The organism is Coleofasciculus chthonoplastes PCC 7420, from assembly GCF_000155555.1.
Classification (GTDB): Bacteria; Cyanobacteriota; Cyanobacteriia; order Cyanobacteriales; family Coleofasciculaceae; genus Coleofasciculus; species Coleofasciculus chthonoplastes_A.
This window is the reverse complement of record NZ_DS989851.1, coordinates 246,389-264,078: the sequence shown is the minus strand read 5'-3', so window position 1 is coordinate 264,078 and position 17,690 is coordinate 246,389. Positions and strand designations below refer to the sequence as shown.

Here is a 17,690-nt window from a genome sequence, read left to right as displayed (position 1 = left end):
GTCAATCTAAAAGATCTAGTTATCCTTTTAGGTTTGGATTAATTTTATCAATTTTATTCTGAGCTTTCACATGATTTTTATTAAAGGCAAGAGTCAAGTTAAAGGCTGTCAATGCCAAATTGTCACACCACTCGAAGTAGAAAACTTTTGCGCCATATTCAAGTGCTAGTTCAGGTGTGCCATTCTGAGAACCTGTATCAACAATGACAATTTCATCAACATAAGGTTGAACGCTTGATAAACAGCGGGGCAAATTCTCCCTTTCATTTTTGACAATCATACCAAGGGACAGCTTGAGTAATGATTCTGAATTTATGCTCATTTTACTGCTGTTCTCCCTATTAGCCCAAACAATTCCTATAAATTCCTATACTATAATAGCTGAATTCGATTGCACACAAATAATGCTATAACCCTAATGGGACTGGACGCTTGAAATGCATACTGGACTGACACAGTAGTCGGTGTAGGGTGGACACTGCCCACCATCCATGTCAACTTAAGCTCAACCCCTTACCCCCAGATCCTCTCCCAACCCTCACAAGGGTAGGTTTTTTTTTAGATTGGGGTTCATAGGGGATGAGGGGGAAATGTCGGGGAGTAAATAGACACAGCTTAAACTCTTGCCAGCATTGGTTTTCATTTTAAGTTGACACCAATGATGGGGCGTGCGCCCCTACAGGCGGACACATTTTTCCATTGTGAAGTTAACCCGTGCTATTAACGGTTCCGATCACTTGAATAATCTGGCTTTTGCTTGTCGCCGTTGCAACGAGCGTCGCTATAATTTCGTAGCTGGATACGATCACATCACTGAAACGATTGTTCCTCTTTTTAATCCGCGTCAGCAACAATGGTCAGACCATTTTATCTGGAGTGCGGATGGGAAAGAAATCCTGGGAACAACCCCTATTGGTCGAGCAACGTGCGATCGGCTTGATCTGAATGATACCCGCTATCCAGAAGAGGAATCGATCCGAAGTGCGCGAGAATTATGGAAAAGAGTCGGGTTACACCCTCCGAACACTGATCCTTGCCAATCCGCTTAAACAAGTGCGATTAGCGAGAGCTAGTGCCGAAGGCAATTGCGTTTGGGTTAGGTTGAGTAGAGAACTGCCCACCAGCCTTAAGTCAGTATCCTTCTGCTCAAGGTGGAGTCAGGTAAAATAAGTTTAACTCAAACCCAGTTTATTTTAAGATAATTTAATTACTTTGCTCAGGAGACCTTACCAATGGATGAACAAGAACGGAGTTTAATCGAAAAAATTCGCCAGCAATTTGATTTTGGTCCCTATCCAGGAATTCCAATAGACCGCTCCCCGAAAGATAATGTTAGCGAACTCTATATTCATAATTTTGTCACACCTTATTATTTAAGAAATCAAAAGGTAATAGATACTGAGCAGATAACAATTTTAGATGCTGGCTGTGGTGCGGGATATAGATCTTTAATTTTAGCCGAAGCAAACCCTGGGGCAAAAATTGTCGGAATTGATATATCCGAAAAATCGCTGGCATTAGCTAGTCAGCGTTTAAAGCATCATGGTTTTGAGCAGGTAGAATTTTATCAACTCTCTATTTATGAGCTACCTCAGCTAGGGTTAGAGTTTGACTACATTAACTGTGATGAATTGCTTTACCTGTTTCCCGACCCAGCCATTGCCCTCCAGTCCATGAAGTCGGTGTTGAAGCCATGGGGAATTATTCGCAGCAATCTCCACAGCAAACATCAGCGCGTTAACTATTTTCGCGCTCAGGAAGCATTCCAAATGATGGGATTGATGGATGGTAATCCAGAGGATATGGAAATTGAAATTGTCTTAGAAATAATGAAGGCTTTGAAGGATGGGGTGAACCTAAAAGCTAACACTTGGAATTCTAAGTATGAAGGAGAAGAGGGAAAAGGAACTGTTTTAATGAACTATCTGTTCCAAGGAGATAAAGGCTATACGATTTCTGATTTATTTGCGGCGTTGAGAGCAGCCGAATTAGAATTTATCAGTATGGTCAACTGGCGGCAATGGGACTTAATGAAGCTGTTCAAAGAGCCGGAAAATTTGCCTGTATTTTTGGCAATGAGTTTACCCGATATTTCCGAGGAACAGCGACTGCGCTTATTTGAACTATTACATCCTATTCACCGACTGCTAGATTTCTGGTGCGGGCATCCCCATCGCGCTCAACCCTTTATACCGATTGCCGAGTGGACGAATGATGATTGGCAGGAAGCGCGAGTACATTTACATCCTCAGCTTAGAACGCCAGCCGTGAAAGAGGAAATGAGCAGATGTGTCACTCAACTCAACCCGTTTGAAATCAGCAAGCATCTACCTGTGACGGGAGAGTCAAGATTGGTAGACAGTACTATTGCTGCTTGCCTATTACCTCTGTTGGAGTCACCTAAGTCGATGCCATCTCTGGTGGCGCGATGGCAGAAATTGCGCCCAGTGCATCCGGTTACGCTGGAGTCTACCAGCCAAGAGGAGGCGTTGGAGACTGTCAAACAGGCACTGACTGGACTGGAGGAAAATGGATATGTGCTGGTAGAGCGTGCATCCTGAGTGACTGGTAACCCAGAAGAAAAAAATTTTTTGGCGTCAGGTGATAGGAAAGCAGTCGGAAGTGGGTAAGTTACATTCAGGAGACAAAAGTCAAGCATCCCCCATCTCAAGGAGAAACCATTCATGAAACCTGAACTCAAAGCCAAGTTCTTACAGCATCTCAGCCAGAAAAAGCAGGATCAGGGTTTCACGCTGATTGAACTGCTCGTCGTGATCATTATTATTGGTATTCTATCTGCTATTGCTCTGCCGTCCTTCTTGAACCAGGCGAACAAAGCTAAGGAGTCGGAAGCGAAGCAATATGTTGGTTCTGCAAACCGTGCTGAGCAAGCTTTTTATCTAGAGAAAAGCAAATTCACAAGTGACTGGGGAAACCTTGGTCTTGGCATTGCCACGCAGACAGCAAACTATAAGTATACGGTTGAGACGGCAGATGCCAACCTAGGTAAACAAGTAGAAATTGTAGGAGGCGCATTGCCGGATAAAACCAATACTCTAAGAGCGTTTGTAGGAGGTGTGCAGGTTGGACAAATTTCGGGTACACAGGAAACCACTACATTAGCTATATTGTGTCAATCTCCAAAGCCACAGACGGGAACTAAAGATGGTGTTAAATTGACGCCTAATACAACAACTGCTCCAGCATGTAATAACAGCTATGAAAATTTGAGCAATTGATTCTTAGTCAAGAAGCCCTGAATACATCAAGCTTTTTACTAATTCAGTTGCAGCATTTTACAGCAGTAGGTTCATTAAGTCTCCCTACTGCTGTCTTTACTATTTAATTTTTATGCAATTTGGATCAGAATCATGATTGATAAAAAGGTTTCTTCAGAGTCTGTAAATTTGCAGCAAGAAGCATACCAATACCTGATTCAGAGCGATTATGGAAAAGCCGCAGAGCTTTATCAACAAGCAATTTCAGCTAAACCCAGTGTTAAACAGTATTACTGGTATTTAGGGTTAACTTTACTTCTACAAGGACAAGAAGCAGAAGCTCAGACAACTTGGATGCTGGCAATGCTAGAGGGTGAAGCGGAGCAGTTAGACGAGTGGGCAAATGAACTTATTGAAGTGTTGCAACTCGAAGCGGAGCGACAGGAAACATTGGAGGATTATCCAATGGCTTGGACACTCCGCCAACACATCCGGGAAATTCGCCCAAGTGATATTCCTAATCTGCTGCAAATTATTCAACTTTCTATCAAGCTGAAACAATTTACAGGAGAGGATTTGCATTCACTTGGGGTTATCGAGATACTCCAGTTAAAACAAGGAGTTCATGTTAATCCTGATCTATTGCTGCAAGTGTTGCAAAATGTTCTAGATTCCGCTCCTCTTGATCCGTGGTTGCCTGAATTCGCTGAAGCTTGCTTGCTCTACACTGATAAACCTCAGACTTTTATTTATGTATTGATGCTGGCGGCAACCAAAATTGCTTATGGGATAGGACAGTACCAAAGAGCGATACAGCTAGCCAAAATATGTTTACATTTAGATGCGGAAAATATAGAAATATTAAGTCATTTATCCACTTTTTATATCCACAACCGTCAGGATGATAAGGGTATAGATATCGCTAAATTGTGTTGTTCTTTGGCAAAAACACTACCCGAAAAAGTGTTTGCATGCTGTCTGTTGCTACGAGGGTTGATGGGTACAGGCGGTCATTGGCAGGAAGTTCTGTCTTTATTAAATCATTACGAATCATTATTACTGTCTTTGATTGAGGCTCAACCTGCTTTAACTGACCGAACCTCTACCTCCCGTCTGGTGAACTCGACCTTTTTTTTGCCTTACATTAGAGATGATGCAAAAACTAACCGTTGGATTCAAAATCAGGTGGTTCAGCTTTGTCAAGCAGGTATTGAATGTTATGAAAAGGATCGCCTGGAACGATACCATCAGCGCACCTCACACCCAGGTAGTAGCGGTACTGCTGTTCAACCCTTGAAAATTGGATACTTGTCTCATTGCCTGGGTAGACATTCTGTTGGTTGGTTAGCTCGATGGGTATTTGAGTATCATGACCGCAATCAGTTTGAAGTCAGTGCTTATTTTATCAACTATCAATCTCGCCTTAAAGATCCTCTACGAGACTGGTTTGTTGAACACGCAGATAAAGCGCATAAATTTGAAATGAATTCTCTGGAAATAGCAGAGAAAATTTATCAGGATAACATCGATATTTTAATTGATCTTGATAGCATTACCCTAGACATTACTTGCGAAGTCATGGCACTCAAGCCTGCTCCTATTCAAGTCACTTGGTTGGGTTGGGATGCTTCCGGACTACCCGCGATTGATTACTTTATGGCTGATCCCTACGTTTTACCCGATTCTGCACCAGATTACTATCGTGAAACAATCTGGCACTTGCCTAACACCTACATTGCTGTAGATGGTTTTGAAGTCGGTGTACCAACATTACGCCGAGACCATCTGGATATTCCCAACGATGCAGTGATTTATCTCAGCGCTCAGATGGGTCATAAACGGCATCCAGACACGGCACGTCTGCAAATGCAGATTCTCAAACAAGTGCCGAATAGCTATTTTTTGATTAAGGGGATAGCCAATCAAGAGTCAGTCAAAAAATTCTTTATCCAGATTGCTGAAGAAGAGGGAGTTGATTGCCAGCGCCTGCGATTTTTACCAGAAGTGGCTTTAGAAGCAACTCACCGAGCTAATCTGGGTATTGCTGATGTCGTGTTAGATACCTATCCTTACAATGGCGCTACAACTACTTTAGAAACACTCTGGATGGGGATTCCTCTAGTAACGCGAGTGGGACAGCAATTTTCTGCCCGCAACAGTTACACCATGATGATGAATGCGGGTATTACAGAAGGGATTGCCTGGACGGATGAAGAATACGTCGAGTGGGGTGTTCGCTTAGGCAAAGATGAAGCGATGCGCCAACAAATTGCCTGGAAACTGCGACAGTCTAAGCAAACAGCACCATTATGGAACGCCAAGCAGTTTACCCGCGAAATGGAAAAGGCTTACCAGCAAATGTGGGCAAATTATGTGGAAGGGAGTAAATAGATTGATGAGTCATGAATGCTACCACCGTCAATATCCACATTCCTCGACTTGGAAAACATCTATCAAAGAACGCTTACCTGTATCCTGTATAGGGGACTTAATCAAGGAAGGTAACATCTTTATTCTTAAAAATCCTCGCCAATTTACCCTAGATGAAGCCTGGAAAAATTAACCGTGGAGACAATCTAGTGATTGAATCAAAAAAATTATCTTCATTCAACGTGAATATCGAGGCTAAATATATAATTTAATAATCATTTACAGAAATAACCATGCCAGACGTACAGCTTCTTTCTCCCAGACAACTTACTCTCTCTATTCAGCTAGACTTGCAAAAAATCCAACCTTACTGTGGTACACCCATAGCAGCTATCTACGCAGATAGTCTGTTGCGAACCTTGAGGACTATTCGCGATCAGTTTCCCTTTGAACCGTTGACCGAAGTCCTGATGGCTTTTTACGACGCGATCGCCTTTGAGAATCGCTGGATTAACTATCAGGCTAATCAGTATAAAGAAGTTTGCGATCTCCTCACGACTTTAGTTGATTCCCAACTGAGTAATGAAGAAGTCGAACAAGCCATTTTACGTCTGGAAGATTTTGGCTTTGACACCCTGCCCTTTGGGATAGAATTTAACTCGGGTATTGAGCTAGACAAGGATGAGAACTAAATAATATGCAAGTCCAGGATAGTCCGCAACATTTTCTCGATACCTCCGTTGTTCGTTCTCTGCTCTTGGGGACTCAAGCTTATCGGCAGTATTTAAACTCCAACCTTGCCGAACGTCCCCTCTACATCTCCAACTACATACAAATGGAGATGAAACGCAGCTATTTGATGAATATTATCTCATTCTACTTTGTTCTGCGCTTAGAAACGATTCAAACAATTGGCGACGCGATAACGTTTTGGAGTAATCGATTTAAGACCAGCCAACTTAAAGCTATCCTCCAGCTCGTTCCCCAACTATTCAGTACGCACCAACTCGACTTGAGTCGTTCTCAAGATAAAGAAAAAGCCCTACAAGTATTAGGACTCTATATTAAACGCTTTGAACTCCTGCTAAGGAAAAAATATACGAACATCGGACAGGATGCCACAGCTTGCGCCCGTGCCATTATCCCACTCAAGGTAGAATTAAACAACCCGGCAGAAGGGTTGAAGCAGTTTACCGATGAGTTTGGTGATGTGGAAACCTGTCGAAGTCAATGTAAAATTGACGAATTTTTGTTAGATCGCTATCGTCAAGACGTTGAATCCTATATTGAACAGGCATCCCAACTGCCCAAAAATAATGAAACCCGGGGATTTATTAAGATTGCGGATAATTTAAGAGAAATCCTAAAACAAGGTGCAACAGCCATCTCCTGCAAGCGGTGTGAAAAAATTGGAGACGCGGTTATTGCCTTAAATGCACCTCGCCAGATGCGGCTAGAACACACCGATAATTCCTTTGACTACTTATGTCCACCTATTGAGCAACCTCATCACAAGCATCCCTCCGAAAACCAGGTACTTGCCGATAGTTCTGACTAAACAGCAGGAGTAAATCCACAATTGATACCTGAGATCAAACCCACATTTCACACTACCTGATATAGTACGTGATGATTACGCGCCAGGATCAATATATTATATTTGTACGATAAATTGAAATCATCTTTTAGTGAGCCATTTCTCGTTGCAGCGTAAGCCGCTCCTGAACAACCTGCTGATAAAATGCTTCTAAACCCGCAACACAGGCTTTGTCCTCAAAGAGGTTATCGTGTCGCGCTTTCATTTGTTCTTCAATCTCCCGTCGCCAAGCTAAATCTAGTCCCAACTTAACCGCAATCTCAATATAATCCGCTTCATCTTCAACAATCGTATCTGTCACACCAATCATCTTGAGGAAACTATCCGAGTGACGACCCCGCATAAATTCCCCTGGACAGGTAACAATAGGGAGATGACAGGCAACTGCTTCTAAGCTAGTATTCCCACCAGACCAGTCAAGCGTATCCAAGTACACATCAGAAAGCAAGTTAATCATCAGATAGTCTAACCGTTCTGGAATAGTCAGGAACAGACAATAATCTTTATGCTTAAGACCAACAGCGCTAAAAGCACGCTCAAGACGCGGCTGAAGCAACTCACCACGCAGAAACAGAAACCGTGCTTGTGGAACCCGACGAGCAATTTCAGGGAAAATATAATCATATTGCGGCAAATACTTGAAAGGTGCTTGGCAACACAAATAAAGTACCGCATCCTCCGGTAACTGATAATCCGCTCTAGTTTTTGTTCGTGGCGGAATATAAGGCTTAGGATAAGAAACCCCAATATTCGGCAAACGAATCAGCGTTTCCGAGTAATGGTTTTGAGCATTTTCCGGTTCCATTAACTCACTGGATAAAAAGTAATCAACCGTTGGTAAACCCGATGTAACCGGATGTCCCCAAGCCGTACATTGTACTGGTGCAAGTCGCAAAGCCGCTATTTGCAGGGTTAGCGCATCCATACCAATTTCCGGAAATACCAGGATGTGTAGTTGGTCAGCAATAATCTGTTTGCAGGTTGCTTCTAAATTATGAGGAATGTGGTGCAACACATCACTATAGTCTTGAAACTGCCGGGTAATCAAGTCGGGAGTATTACCCGTGTAATAACAGTAGATTTCAAAATTTTGTTTATCGTGATGACGCAGCCACCCTGTTAACCAAAGGGTTCCACTATAGCAGTGCAGATAAGCCGAAACATAGCCAATCCGAATCTTGTTATTTTGCTGAAGTGGAGGCATTACTCTAGGCTCAACCCAACCTGGATAGTTAGCTGCCATAATTTGATGCACTAAGTTGCCGTACTGGCGTTGCAAATCAACGTCATTTTCAGCCTGATAGGAAAGATAAAAGTTGGTCAGTCTACCGATACCTGCCAAAGCATCCTTTTTTTCAGCCTCAGATTCTAGAGAGGTTTCGTGAATTAACCGTTGCAGTCCAATTTTATACCGTTGACGATAAACGCTTATGTCTTCTGGAGAATCATAGATTGTCGGTACAATTAAATGTTTGAGAATTTTAAAAGTATAATCATTCGGTAAGATCTGCGATGCCTGATTCGCACAGGCGATTGCTTCTTGGGTGCGTCCATTTCGCTGTAATTCAATAATTAATGTAAAATGAAGGCGACCATCTGTTGGACACACTCTAATTCCTTCTTGGAGTGTGCTAAACACTTGTTCTAAGAGCTTGAGATGTCTATAACACTGGCTTAAGCGCCAAAAAATCTCTGGAGTTCCTGTTTGGCTGGTTAAAATCCGTTGATATTGCTCAATTGCCTCTTGCCATCTTCCTTCCTGAAAGAATTTATGGCTCAACTTAAAAAAAAACTGCCAACTTCTCCATCACTGAATCGGTTTAGTTGATAAGTTTGCAAGGCTTCCACGTTGGCTTGTGCGATCGCCTCTTGATTTTCATTCTCTAAGATAATACGAGCGTGGAGATGAGGCAAGAGAGATTTCCACTGCATTTCACCAAAATGTCCCACGAGAGATAGTTCTGCTCCCTCGGTAACATCCAAATCTTCCTGCATGAGCAGATTCATGGCGACACCGGACAAAAAGAGATTAGCCTCCTCCTCAGAAATATTACTGGTGTCTATCAGCAACGTAATATAACTTCTATCCGGGTGAATCGCGATCGCTCTAATCACTCGTTCTAATTCTATCCCTAGTGACTCTTCAGATTGAGACCAATCTGGGAAGATAATTAAATTAATATCTCTCAAATTTAAAGGCAAGAGGGTAGCATCAACCAAAGCTGTACTAACGATTTCCGCCATTTTTGACCATGAGAACGTTTTGGCTTGTGCCAAACCCGCCGCAATTAGCGAGTTGCGAACATCGGGTTTTTGCACATCACAAAGCGCATTCGTTAGTTCATTACTATCAGTGTCATTCACATATAATGCCGCTTCCCCAGCCACTTCAGGAATAGATGCATTAGCACAAGTTATCACTGGACAACCACAAGCCATTGCTTCCAAAATTGGCAATCCAAACCCTTCATACTTCGATGGATAAACTAATGAAACTGCACCAGAATAAGCGGCTCTCAATTCCTGATCACTAAGTTGCAGTGTATGGACAACACTCCCAGACGAATAGGCTCTGAACTCTGGAGAAAGCAGGGAACCGCTACCCGTGCAGACAATATCAAAACCCTGTTTACTATACAGTTGAGCAAAAGCTTGGAAAAATAGAATTGTATTCTTATAACCGCCTCCAGTACCTACGAGAATAAAATAAGGCTTTGAGATGCCATATTTCGTGCGAAAACTATTCACCTCCTCCAAATTCGCTGGATAAAAGCTGCTTTGAACTCCACAAGCAGCCACTATTACCAATTCTGAAGATATCTCAGGGAAAAACCTTATCAAATCACGCGCCGTATTTTCTGAAATAGCCAGGTAAGCAGACGCCTGTTGAATCGCACGATGCTTTTCTTGCCACATGGGATTATTCATATCCCATCCCAGCACTTCTGGAATCATGTCATACGCCATGAACACAGATGGCGTTGACAGGGGTGTCGTATAGTAAGTAGAAATAAATAAATCAGCGCCTTCCTGATCACAGACTTGCTGGAGCATTTCGCGATCGGCATCTGTACTTTGGTAGTCATAAGGGGGTATAAGACGATAACGAATACCAGGAATTTCGGGGGCGGTTCTAGCTCGATCAAGAACAGTAATATGCTTTGCAAAATCACTTCCTGCCCATTCATTGAGTAAGGATTTCCAAACCCGAGCTATTCCAGTTTTGTAAATCTGAAAAAATACACCATCTATTACAATTACTGGTTTAATTTTTACAAGTTGTTGTAATTGCTCTACCTGTTCAAACTTCCACGCCTTGCCATCTTGTTTTTTCCGAGCAATCGGTGTAATACCACACGACTCAGCCGTATCAACCATGGTTCCATCTTGAACCCAGGGAAAATACTGACGCAATAAGACTGGAAACTTAGCCTGCTCCTGCAATGCTGTCCATCGGGAAACAGCATTCTTATAACCGTAGTATTGTTCCTTAAATTGCAATTGAGCAGAAGTGGTATAGGCAAAATGCTGAAAAACTAATCCTTGTTCTTCAGTTTCTTCGTGTAAAAACGGATTAATTTCTGCTACATTGCGCCATTGGTTATCTGGTAGAGGTTCTATCAATACCGGAGGTTCATGGGCTGCCCACATCATTCCCGGTTTAAATATCCAAGTACGCAACCAATCTTGTTGAGGATTCTGAGCATAACAGTTACGAGTACTAATAACCAGATTTTCGCCGACAAAATACCAGCACCAGTAAAACCCGGCTGTTTTCTCAGGATTGCTGATGAATAGATGTCGTCCAGTACAAAGTTGCTCAACTGTCCACAATTCATCGACATCTATCTGCCAAAGTAAACATTCCTCATGAATATTTGCTAGTGGCGCATTCACCATTTCCAGCTTGCCATCCCAGAAAATACCTTCTGGTTTCCGATACACTGTAACGTTATCAGGATATTCCCGTGCCAGTTCATCTAGATAGTCTGTCGTGCCATCCTTACTGTATCCATTCCGATGAATTTCATCACTGATATGTCCACCTAGCGCAGAACTCCAAGCCGTATCATGTTTCAAGTCCGCTACACCCTCAACAATATGCCAATGCCATGGGAAAGGCAATTGTTTGAAGACTTCAATGTGATAACGGATAAATGGTTCACCGTTGAGGACAATTGTGAAGAAATGAATGGGCAATTGAAATGAAGCAATAACTAAACTATTATCTTTTTTTCCACAAGCAAGACTCGATGAATATTCATGAGAAACAAGGTAATATTTCGCAATTTTGTGCCAAACCTTTTCTGAACCGGGCCATGTATGTATAACGTCATAAAATGCTATCCATCCTCCATTTCTGACAAGAGGAAACGACAATTGGAAATCTTGTAAAAGATCTAAATATTGGTGAGAACCATCAATAAAAATAAAATCAACTTCCCTCGTATTGGTTAGTTCGTGCCAACGTTTTAAAATTTGATGAGAAAAACCCTGAACTGGAACTACATACTGATCAACACCATTTTTTTTGATGTTTTGTTGCCAAATTTCAAAAAATTTTCTATCGGAAAAGTCACTATCGTTGCCATCCCAGGTATCAATACAATAGATTTTCCGCTTTGTTCCTATGCAAGCCATAGCCATAGCAACCGTTGATCGACCTTTATAGGAACCGATTTCTACTATAACTGCATCGTCTGGTAAGGATTTTACTTTATTAAAAAGATAGGCTTCTTGCCCAGGTATCATGAAGCCTTCAATTGCTTCAACGGTTGACTGAATAGTTGTGTAACTTATTGGATGTACAGTCGTTTTTTTGAAAATGGCATAGCCATTCCGTATTTGAAAGCTGCCACCTATAAAAGTATAGTTATAATCCTCAATTAGCCGATGAAAACTCTTATGATTTTTATAGGAATTAATATCATCTAGGAAGATATATTTTGCTCCATAAATCTCATTAAGTTCTATATTGCCAGTGAACTCTGATCCATCAATTAAAACAATATCAAAAATGTCAATATTATTTTCTTGCTTTATTTTGTTAATTCCCTTTTCTTGAATTCTAGCTGTTCTTATATATTCAACATCCTGTTGTAACCAACCTAACACCCGTTCAATGGGATAATTGTTTAGAGCTGTTTTTTTAGTATTGTAAAAATCAACAATATCCTTTTCATCTGGAAACTGCTCTAGAGAAATAGATGAAAGATTATAACACTTGACAAAAGCATTATTAGCATACCTATTTTTAAGTGCGGCAAAGCGAGGTTTTGAAACCTCCAAGCAAAACAGATTGGGTTGGTTGGGATTATCGCGAATTCCTTGAACAAAAGCTTCAGTGCTTCCTTCACCTGAAGATGAGCCTATCTCTAAAATTGTTTTAATGTCTTCTTCGCGAACAATTTGTTGAATCGCCACATAAAAATTATCATTTTTAATTTCTGGAGGAATAAGACAGTCAAGATCAGATTTTGAAGTTCTTTTATCCATGGGGTGACATTTAAATAAACTTGATCTATTGTTTAGCGATCGCGCTCTCCACTCCCCTCACTCTCTTCTCTCACCTGCTGCTGCAACTGCTCCAACTGTACCTTATACCCTGCCTCCTGAGGATGCAACTCAACCAACTTCTGCAACGGCGCGATCGCAGCTTGAGTATCCTGCATCTGTAACCGTATCTCCACCAAGCCTTCCAGCGCCACCCGATTCTCCGGTTCCCGTTCTAAAACCAACTCATACCCCCGTTCCTTAGCCGCTAGCTGTTGATCAACCGACGCTTCTTCCGAGGTAGCCGTCGTTTGCGGTTGCTGTAAGGCATTACTATATAGACCAAATAGCCCATAGCCCGTAGAACCCAGAAAGGCTACCATTGAGAAGACAAGAAGAATTCGTTTGAGGGGATTTTCCTTGGGTTTCTTATCCGACATACCTACCTACAGGGAAATGAATCTGCCAGTCAATCAAGTCTTGGCTAATCGCTCAAATCAGCCAAAACTAGCCAGAACAACCGATTTTAACCAGCTTGAGCATTGAGAGGTGAACCTGAGTTCACAGCTTCGCCCTATCCTTAACCTACCCACATCTCGACCCAGAGCGATCACCTAACCTTATAATGCCTCAATTGAATCGTGCGATCGCAGCCTGATTCCCTTTGCGCCAATTTTGTTCCCTCCCCTTGAAGGGGAAGGTTAGGAAGGGGTCGCGTTAAGGTATGGCTTTGTTGATTTAGTATTGGGCGACCCGATCCAATTGAATGGATTGGAGTTGTTCATTGATACAGGCGGGTCGCCCCTACAAGGATCGCCTGTTCTATTTGGGTTAATTCAATCGTGCGATCGCAGCCTGATTCCCAGCAAGCGTCAATCTTGTTCCCTCCCCTTCGAGGGGAGGGTTAGGGAGGGGTCAGATCAAGGTATTGGTATTGTTGATTTAGTATTGGGCGACCCGATCCAATTGAATGGATTGGAGTTGTTCATTGATGCAGGCGGGTCGCCCCTACCCAGATCGCCTGTTCTATTTGGGTCAATTCAATCGTGCGATCGCAGGTTGTTCCCATTTCCATCAATTGTATTGGGCGCAAAGGTTTGAGCCGAGGGCGACCCGATCCAATTAAATGGATTGGGGTTGTTCATTGATGCAGGCGGGTCGCCCCTACAAGGATCGCTTGTGTCCTTCCGGTCAATTGAATCGTGCGATCACGGGTTGTTCCCATTCCCGTCAATTTTATCGGGCGCACGTCTATGCGCCCCTACGGATGGACGAAAAACGGTGCGATCGCCTGTTCCCTTCTGGTCAATTTAATCGTGCGATCGCTCCTGTTTCCCATTTCCGTCAATTTTGTTCCCTCCCCTCGAAGGGGAGGGTTAGGGAGAGGTCAGATCAAGGTATTGCTTTGTTGATTTAGTATTGGGCGACCCGATCAAATTGAATGGATTGGAGTTGTTAATTAATGCAGGCGGGTCGCCCCTACGGGGATCGCCTGTTTCCTTCCGGTCAATTGAATCGTGCGATCGTCGATTCCCGTCCGGTCAATTGAATCATGCGATCGCGCCAATCTTTCTTGTTCCCTCCCCTCGAAGGGGAGGGTTAGGGAGAGGTCAGATCAAGGTATTGCTTTGTTGATTTAGTATTGGGCGACCCGATCCAATTGAATGGATTGGAGTTGTTCATTAATTCAGGCGGGTCGCCCCTACAAAGATCGCTTGTTTCCTTTGGGTCAATTCCATCACGCGATCGCTCCCTGTCGCCATACCCGTCAACGAGGATCGTACGATCAGGTAAAACAGACTATAGGCTGTCCTGTGGTTCGGTTTCGACATCGGGAACCTTATTTAAAACCTGTTGAAATTTATCCCAACGTCCCTGTTTGGCTTTTTCTTCGATATAGTCTTTAGTCATCCAAGCGGATACTTGAGCCGATAGAGCGATAGTTATCAGTTGTTCTACAGAAATATGCTCCCGCTTGGCTAAAGCTTCAACTTGTTGATACAAGGTATCAGGAATGGTCGCGTTTAGATTCATGATTCAATTTCTCCGACAATTTGTAAAAACTCTTTAGCAGTAACGAGTTGAATACCAAACGTTTCAGCGATTCGTAAGTCTCTTTTATTATACGTGATGATAAAATCAGCTTGGCATTCTACTGCTAGATCGATCAAAAAGTCATCATCAGGGTCAAGAGCCGCAGGTCGCCAGAGATAAAATATTGTACGACAATTCGCAATAGCGCAGATTGTGGAAACGACGGTGTTAATATCGTCTAAACTCAACCCTAATTGTGTCATTTCTTTTTTCAGAACCTCCTCATATTCAAAAATGAGAGCCGTCGAGACATTGAGTTGCCAGCGTTGATTATTCAGGATAGTGAGTAATTTGTAAGAGGCTCCTCGATTTGAGCGTAAACCAGCAAGAAGCACATTCGTGTCAAGGACAATCTGATAAAGAGGCATTTCTAATTTGGTCACGGAATGGACTTTGAAAATCTAAAGATATCAGTGATCGCGTCTAAGTGCGATCGCCTTTTCCCTTCCAGTCAATTCAATCGTGCGATCGCAGCCTGATTCCCAGCAAGCACCAATCTTTCTTGTTCCCTCCCCTTGGCAAGGGGAGGGTTAGGGAGGGGTCGCGTTAAAGTATGGCTTTGTTGATTAAGTTTTGGGCGACCCGATCAAATTGAATGGATTGGAGTTGTTAATTAATACAGGCGGGTCGCCCCTACCAGGATCGCCTGTTTCCTTCCGGTCAATTCAATCGTGCGATCGCAGCCTGATTCCCATTTCCGTCAACTTTACAGGGCGCAAGGATGGTGCCCCTACGTGTCGGTGAAAAACAGTGCGATCGCTCTGTTTGACTCAACTCCAGTCAAATCCGCAGTTGTCTTTCTAAGATTTGCTAGACTATGAATTAACCATGACTTAGGGATGGACAATGGCTCCTGCTACTGATATTCACCAAAAAGCGATTGCGCTGATTGGACAGCTACCTCAGGACAAATTGATAGCAGTTGTGCAGCTATTGGAATTTTTAGCACAGCCGCCTCAGTCGAGTAAAGCGAGTCCCCAGGAAGCCCGATTGCTTGAGGTGATAGAGAGCCATATCTGTGAAGAGGAACAAGTCCATCTAAACACATTACGCGATCGCTGTGAATGGGGTGAACTGAGCGAAGCGGAATATCAGGAACTTATTGGTTACGAAGACTTGCTAGAGGAGAAGCGAGTAAAACGATTAGAAGCCCTGATCCAACTCGCGCAGATTAGGAATATTGACCTAATCCGCTTAAACCAACAAATTCAGTTGAGATCCCAACCTTCCCATGCCGTCTGACTATGAACGAATCCCCACAGCACTGAGACAGGAAATCGCTCAACGGGCGAAGCATCGATGCGAATACTGCCGTTGCCCAGATGAATTCTCTCCTGACAGCTTTACCGTTGATCATATTAAGCCTCGACAACTAGGCGGAGCAACCACTACTGAAAATCTAGCCTGGGCGTGTTTCGGCTGTAATGGTCGTAAATACACCCGCACTGTTTATCCTGACCCAAAGACGGGACAAGAGATTGCCCTATTCAATCCTCGTCAGCAGAATTGGACAGAGCATTTTGATTGGACTGAAGATTGAACTCAACTACTCGGTCGAACCCCCTGCGGTCGTGCCACCATCGCAGCACTTGCACTCAACCGTCCGGGAGTCGTAAATCTTCGACGTCTACTTATCTTAGCCGGACTGCATCCGCCGAATCAGTGAACAGAAAGAATCCAAAAGCTTACTATTTGAATGATGAGGTGCATCTCGTCCCTACCAGGATCGCCTCTTCCCTTCCGGTCAATTCCATCATGCGATCGCAGGATTGCAGCCGGATTCCCATTTCCGTCAATTTTACAGGGCGCAGGTTAATAGCCCCTACAATGCGATGGGTTTAATCACACTCTCTTCGTGCGATCGCGAAATTTCTCCAACTCCGGTAAGATAGACAGCTACATTCGTAGACTATCCCCATTCCCCAATGACTCGATTCCCTCACGACCAATTCGCTTGCATACTTTCTCGACCAACTCTTATCCCCCATCGGAACTGTTGAGACGAGTCGAGACATTGCTGGGGAAGTGCGAGAGGTTGACGTTTACTTCACCCCCACTTCTACCCCAAGTGACTACCAAACCACCCTGGGACTGTTGGGACGCCTAGCCACAAAACCTGCCGTATTTGAACCCTATGGTTAAGACTTCTCGGAAAAGGTAGAGTCCAACAGCAAGCGATTGAGGAAATCAGCGCATTACCAGAAGACCATCCATTGCGTCAATCTGCGCTAGATTTATTGTATAACTTGCAAATGAACTTACAAACCCATCAAAACTTAGGTAAACAGGAGAGGGAGTTAATTATGGCATTAGCACCCCTATTTCGGCAACAACTCGACGCCGAGCGGCAACGAGGCATAGAACAAGGCATACAGCAAGGTATGCAACAAGGCATACAGCAAGGCATACAGCAAGGCATACAGCAAGGCATAGAACAAGGCATACAGCAAGGTATACAGCAAGGTATGCAGAAAGGTATGCAACGAGGCATAGAACAAGGCATACAGCAAGGACAACGGCTGACTATCGAAAACCTCCTCCAGACTCGTCTGGGACAATTGACTCCCACCCTCGCGGCTTTAATCACTCCGTTATCAGCATTACCCCCTCAGCAATTAACTCCATTTCTCTTACATTTATCTCAACTAGAAAACCGCGAATCAGCCATTCAACAAGCAGAGCATTTCATTGTCGAAAATTTGCTGAAAATTCGATTTGGAGAATTGGATGAGCAACTCACCGCACGGGTCCCTTCTTTATTAGCATTACCCCCCCAACAGTTAAGCCAATACCTCTTGCAATTATCTCAGCTATCCCGTGAGCAACTCCTAGGGAGATTCCCCCAAGCCAGTCCTTAAACTGTCGCCAACGACGAACCGTGCGATCGCCTGTTTCCTTTCCAAATGAGCGAACGGTAA

General features: G+C 43.4%; 15 protein-coding genes and 1 pseudogene. 10 read left to right on the top strand and 6 right to left on the bottom strand.

The genetic code is table 11. From position 1 onward, the window contains the following. Positions 1-19: 19 nt before the first annotated feature. Complete coding sequence (locus tag MC7420_RS17015) at positions 20-322, bottom strand: glycosyltransferase (RefSeq protein WP_006101789.1); 303 nt, start codon at positions 320-322, stop codon at positions 20-22. Between the two features lie 400 nt (positions 323-722). Between MC7420_RS17015 and MC7420_RS17010 the strand changes: the two are divergent. From MC7420_RS17010 to MC7420_RS16985, 6 genes and pseudogenes are all read left to right on the top strand, one after another. Next, positions 723-1,049, top strand: a pseudogene (locus MC7420_RS17010) (HNH endonuclease); the annotation flags it as partial. Between the two features lie 183 nt (positions 1,050-1,232). Then, on the top strand, positions 1,233-2,561 hold the full coding sequence (locus tag MC7420_RS17005; protein WP_006101790.1) for a class I SAM-dependent methyltransferase: 1,329 nt from the start codon (positions 1,233-1,235) through the stop codon (positions 2,559-2,561). Positions 2,562-2,684: 123 nt separating this feature from the next. Next, positions 2,685-3,239 carry a type IV pilin-like G/H family protein gene (locus tag MC7420_RS17000; protein WP_006101657.1) on the top strand — a complete coding sequence of 185 codons (555 nt, stop codon included), beginning with the start codon at positions 2,685-2,687 and terminating at the stop codon, positions 3,237-3,239. Between the two features lie 132 nt (positions 3,240-3,371). Continuing rightward, positions 3,372-5,609: an O-linked N-acetylglucosamine transferase, SPINDLY family protein gene (locus MC7420_RS16995; protein WP_006101640.1), complete on the top strand. Its 2,238-nt coding sequence runs from the start codon at positions 3,372-3,374 to the stop codon at positions 5,607-5,609. A gap of 272 nt (positions 5,610-5,881) precedes the next feature. After that, on the top strand, positions 5,882-6,280 hold the full coding sequence (locus tag MC7420_RS16990) for a hypothetical protein (protein ID WP_006101677.1): 399 nt from the start codon (positions 5,882-5,884) through the stop codon (positions 6,278-6,280). A 5-nt stretch (positions 6,281-6,285) separates the two neighbouring features. Further along, entirely contained in the window at positions 6,286-7,146 is an 861-nt protein-coding gene (locus MC7420_RS16985; protein ID WP_006101615.1) for a hypothetical protein, read from the top strand. 127 nt (positions 7,147-7,273) lie between these two features. On the opposite strand, the gene MC7420_RS16980 is transcribed toward MC7420_RS16985, so the two are convergent. From MC7420_RS16980 to MC7420_RS16970, 3 genes are read right to left on the bottom strand one after another with little or no spacing between them, the layout of a single operon-like run. Then, positions 7,274-8,965, bottom strand: coding sequence for an O-linked N-acetylglucosamine transferase, SPINDLY family protein (locus tag MC7420_RS16980; RefSeq protein WP_006101641.1), 1,692 nt, complete (start codon positions 8,963-8,965; stop codon positions 7,274-7,276). After that, positions 8,962-12,681, bottom strand: a complete 3,720-nt coding sequence (locus tag MC7420_RS16975; RefSeq protein WP_006101617.1) for a class I SAM-dependent methyltransferase — start codon at positions 12,679-12,681, stop codon at positions 8,962-8,964. The genes MC7420_RS16980 and MC7420_RS16975 overlap by 4 nt, the downstream gene beginning before the upstream one ends. Before the next feature lie 32 nt (positions 12,682-12,713). After that, on the bottom strand, positions 12,714-13,118 hold the full coding sequence (locus MC7420_RS16970) for a tetratricopeptide repeat protein (RefSeq protein ID WP_006101692.1): 405 nt from the start codon (positions 13,116-13,118) through the stop codon (positions 12,714-12,716). A 686-nt stretch (positions 13,119-13,804) separates the two neighbouring features. Here MC7420_RS16970 and MC7420_RS16965 point away from each other — a divergent pair. Then, complete coding sequence (locus tag MC7420_RS16965) at positions 13,805-14,095, top strand: hypothetical protein (protein ID WP_044207718.1); 291 nt, start codon at positions 13,805-13,807, stop codon at positions 14,093-14,095. Between the two features lie 383 nt (positions 14,096-14,478). On the opposite strand, the gene MC7420_RS16960 is transcribed toward MC7420_RS16965, so the two are convergent. Together MC7420_RS16960 and MC7420_RS16955 are read right to left on the bottom strand one after the other, a co-directional pair. Next, positions 14,479-14,712: a hypothetical protein gene (locus MC7420_RS16960; RefSeq protein WP_006101722.1), complete on the bottom strand. Its 234-nt coding sequence runs from the start codon at positions 14,710-14,712 to the stop codon at positions 14,479-14,481. Beyond that, complete coding sequence (locus MC7420_RS16955) at positions 14,709-15,140, bottom strand: putative toxin-antitoxin system toxin component, PIN family (RefSeq protein WP_044207827.1); 432 nt, start codon at positions 15,138-15,140, stop codon at positions 14,709-14,711. Before MC7420_RS16955 ends, MC7420_RS16960 begins: the two co-directional genes overlap by 4 nt. A gap of 478 nt (positions 15,141-15,618) precedes the next feature. Here MC7420_RS16955 and MC7420_RS16950 point away from each other — a divergent pair, with 478 nt between their 5' ends. From MC7420_RS16950 to MC7420_RS42600, 3 genes are all read left to right on the top strand, one after another. Beyond that, entirely contained in the window at positions 15,619-16,014 is a 396-nt protein-coding gene (locus MC7420_RS16950; RefSeq protein ID WP_044207716.1) for a hypothetical protein, read from the top strand. Next, positions 16,004-16,312, top strand: coding sequence for an HNH endonuclease (locus MC7420_RS16945; protein ID WP_006101658.1), 309 nt, complete (start codon positions 16,004-16,006; stop codon positions 16,310-16,312). The genes MC7420_RS16950 and MC7420_RS16945 overlap by 11 nt, the downstream gene beginning before the upstream one ends. A gap of 712 nt (positions 16,313-17,024) precedes the next feature. Then, positions 17,025-17,630 (top strand): hypothetical protein, encoded by a 606-nt coding sequence (locus tag MC7420_RS42600; protein ID WP_006101653.1) that lies wholly within the window; start codon positions 17,025-17,027, stop codon positions 17,628-17,630. The last annotated feature ends 60 nt before the right edge of the window (positions 17,631-17,690 follow it).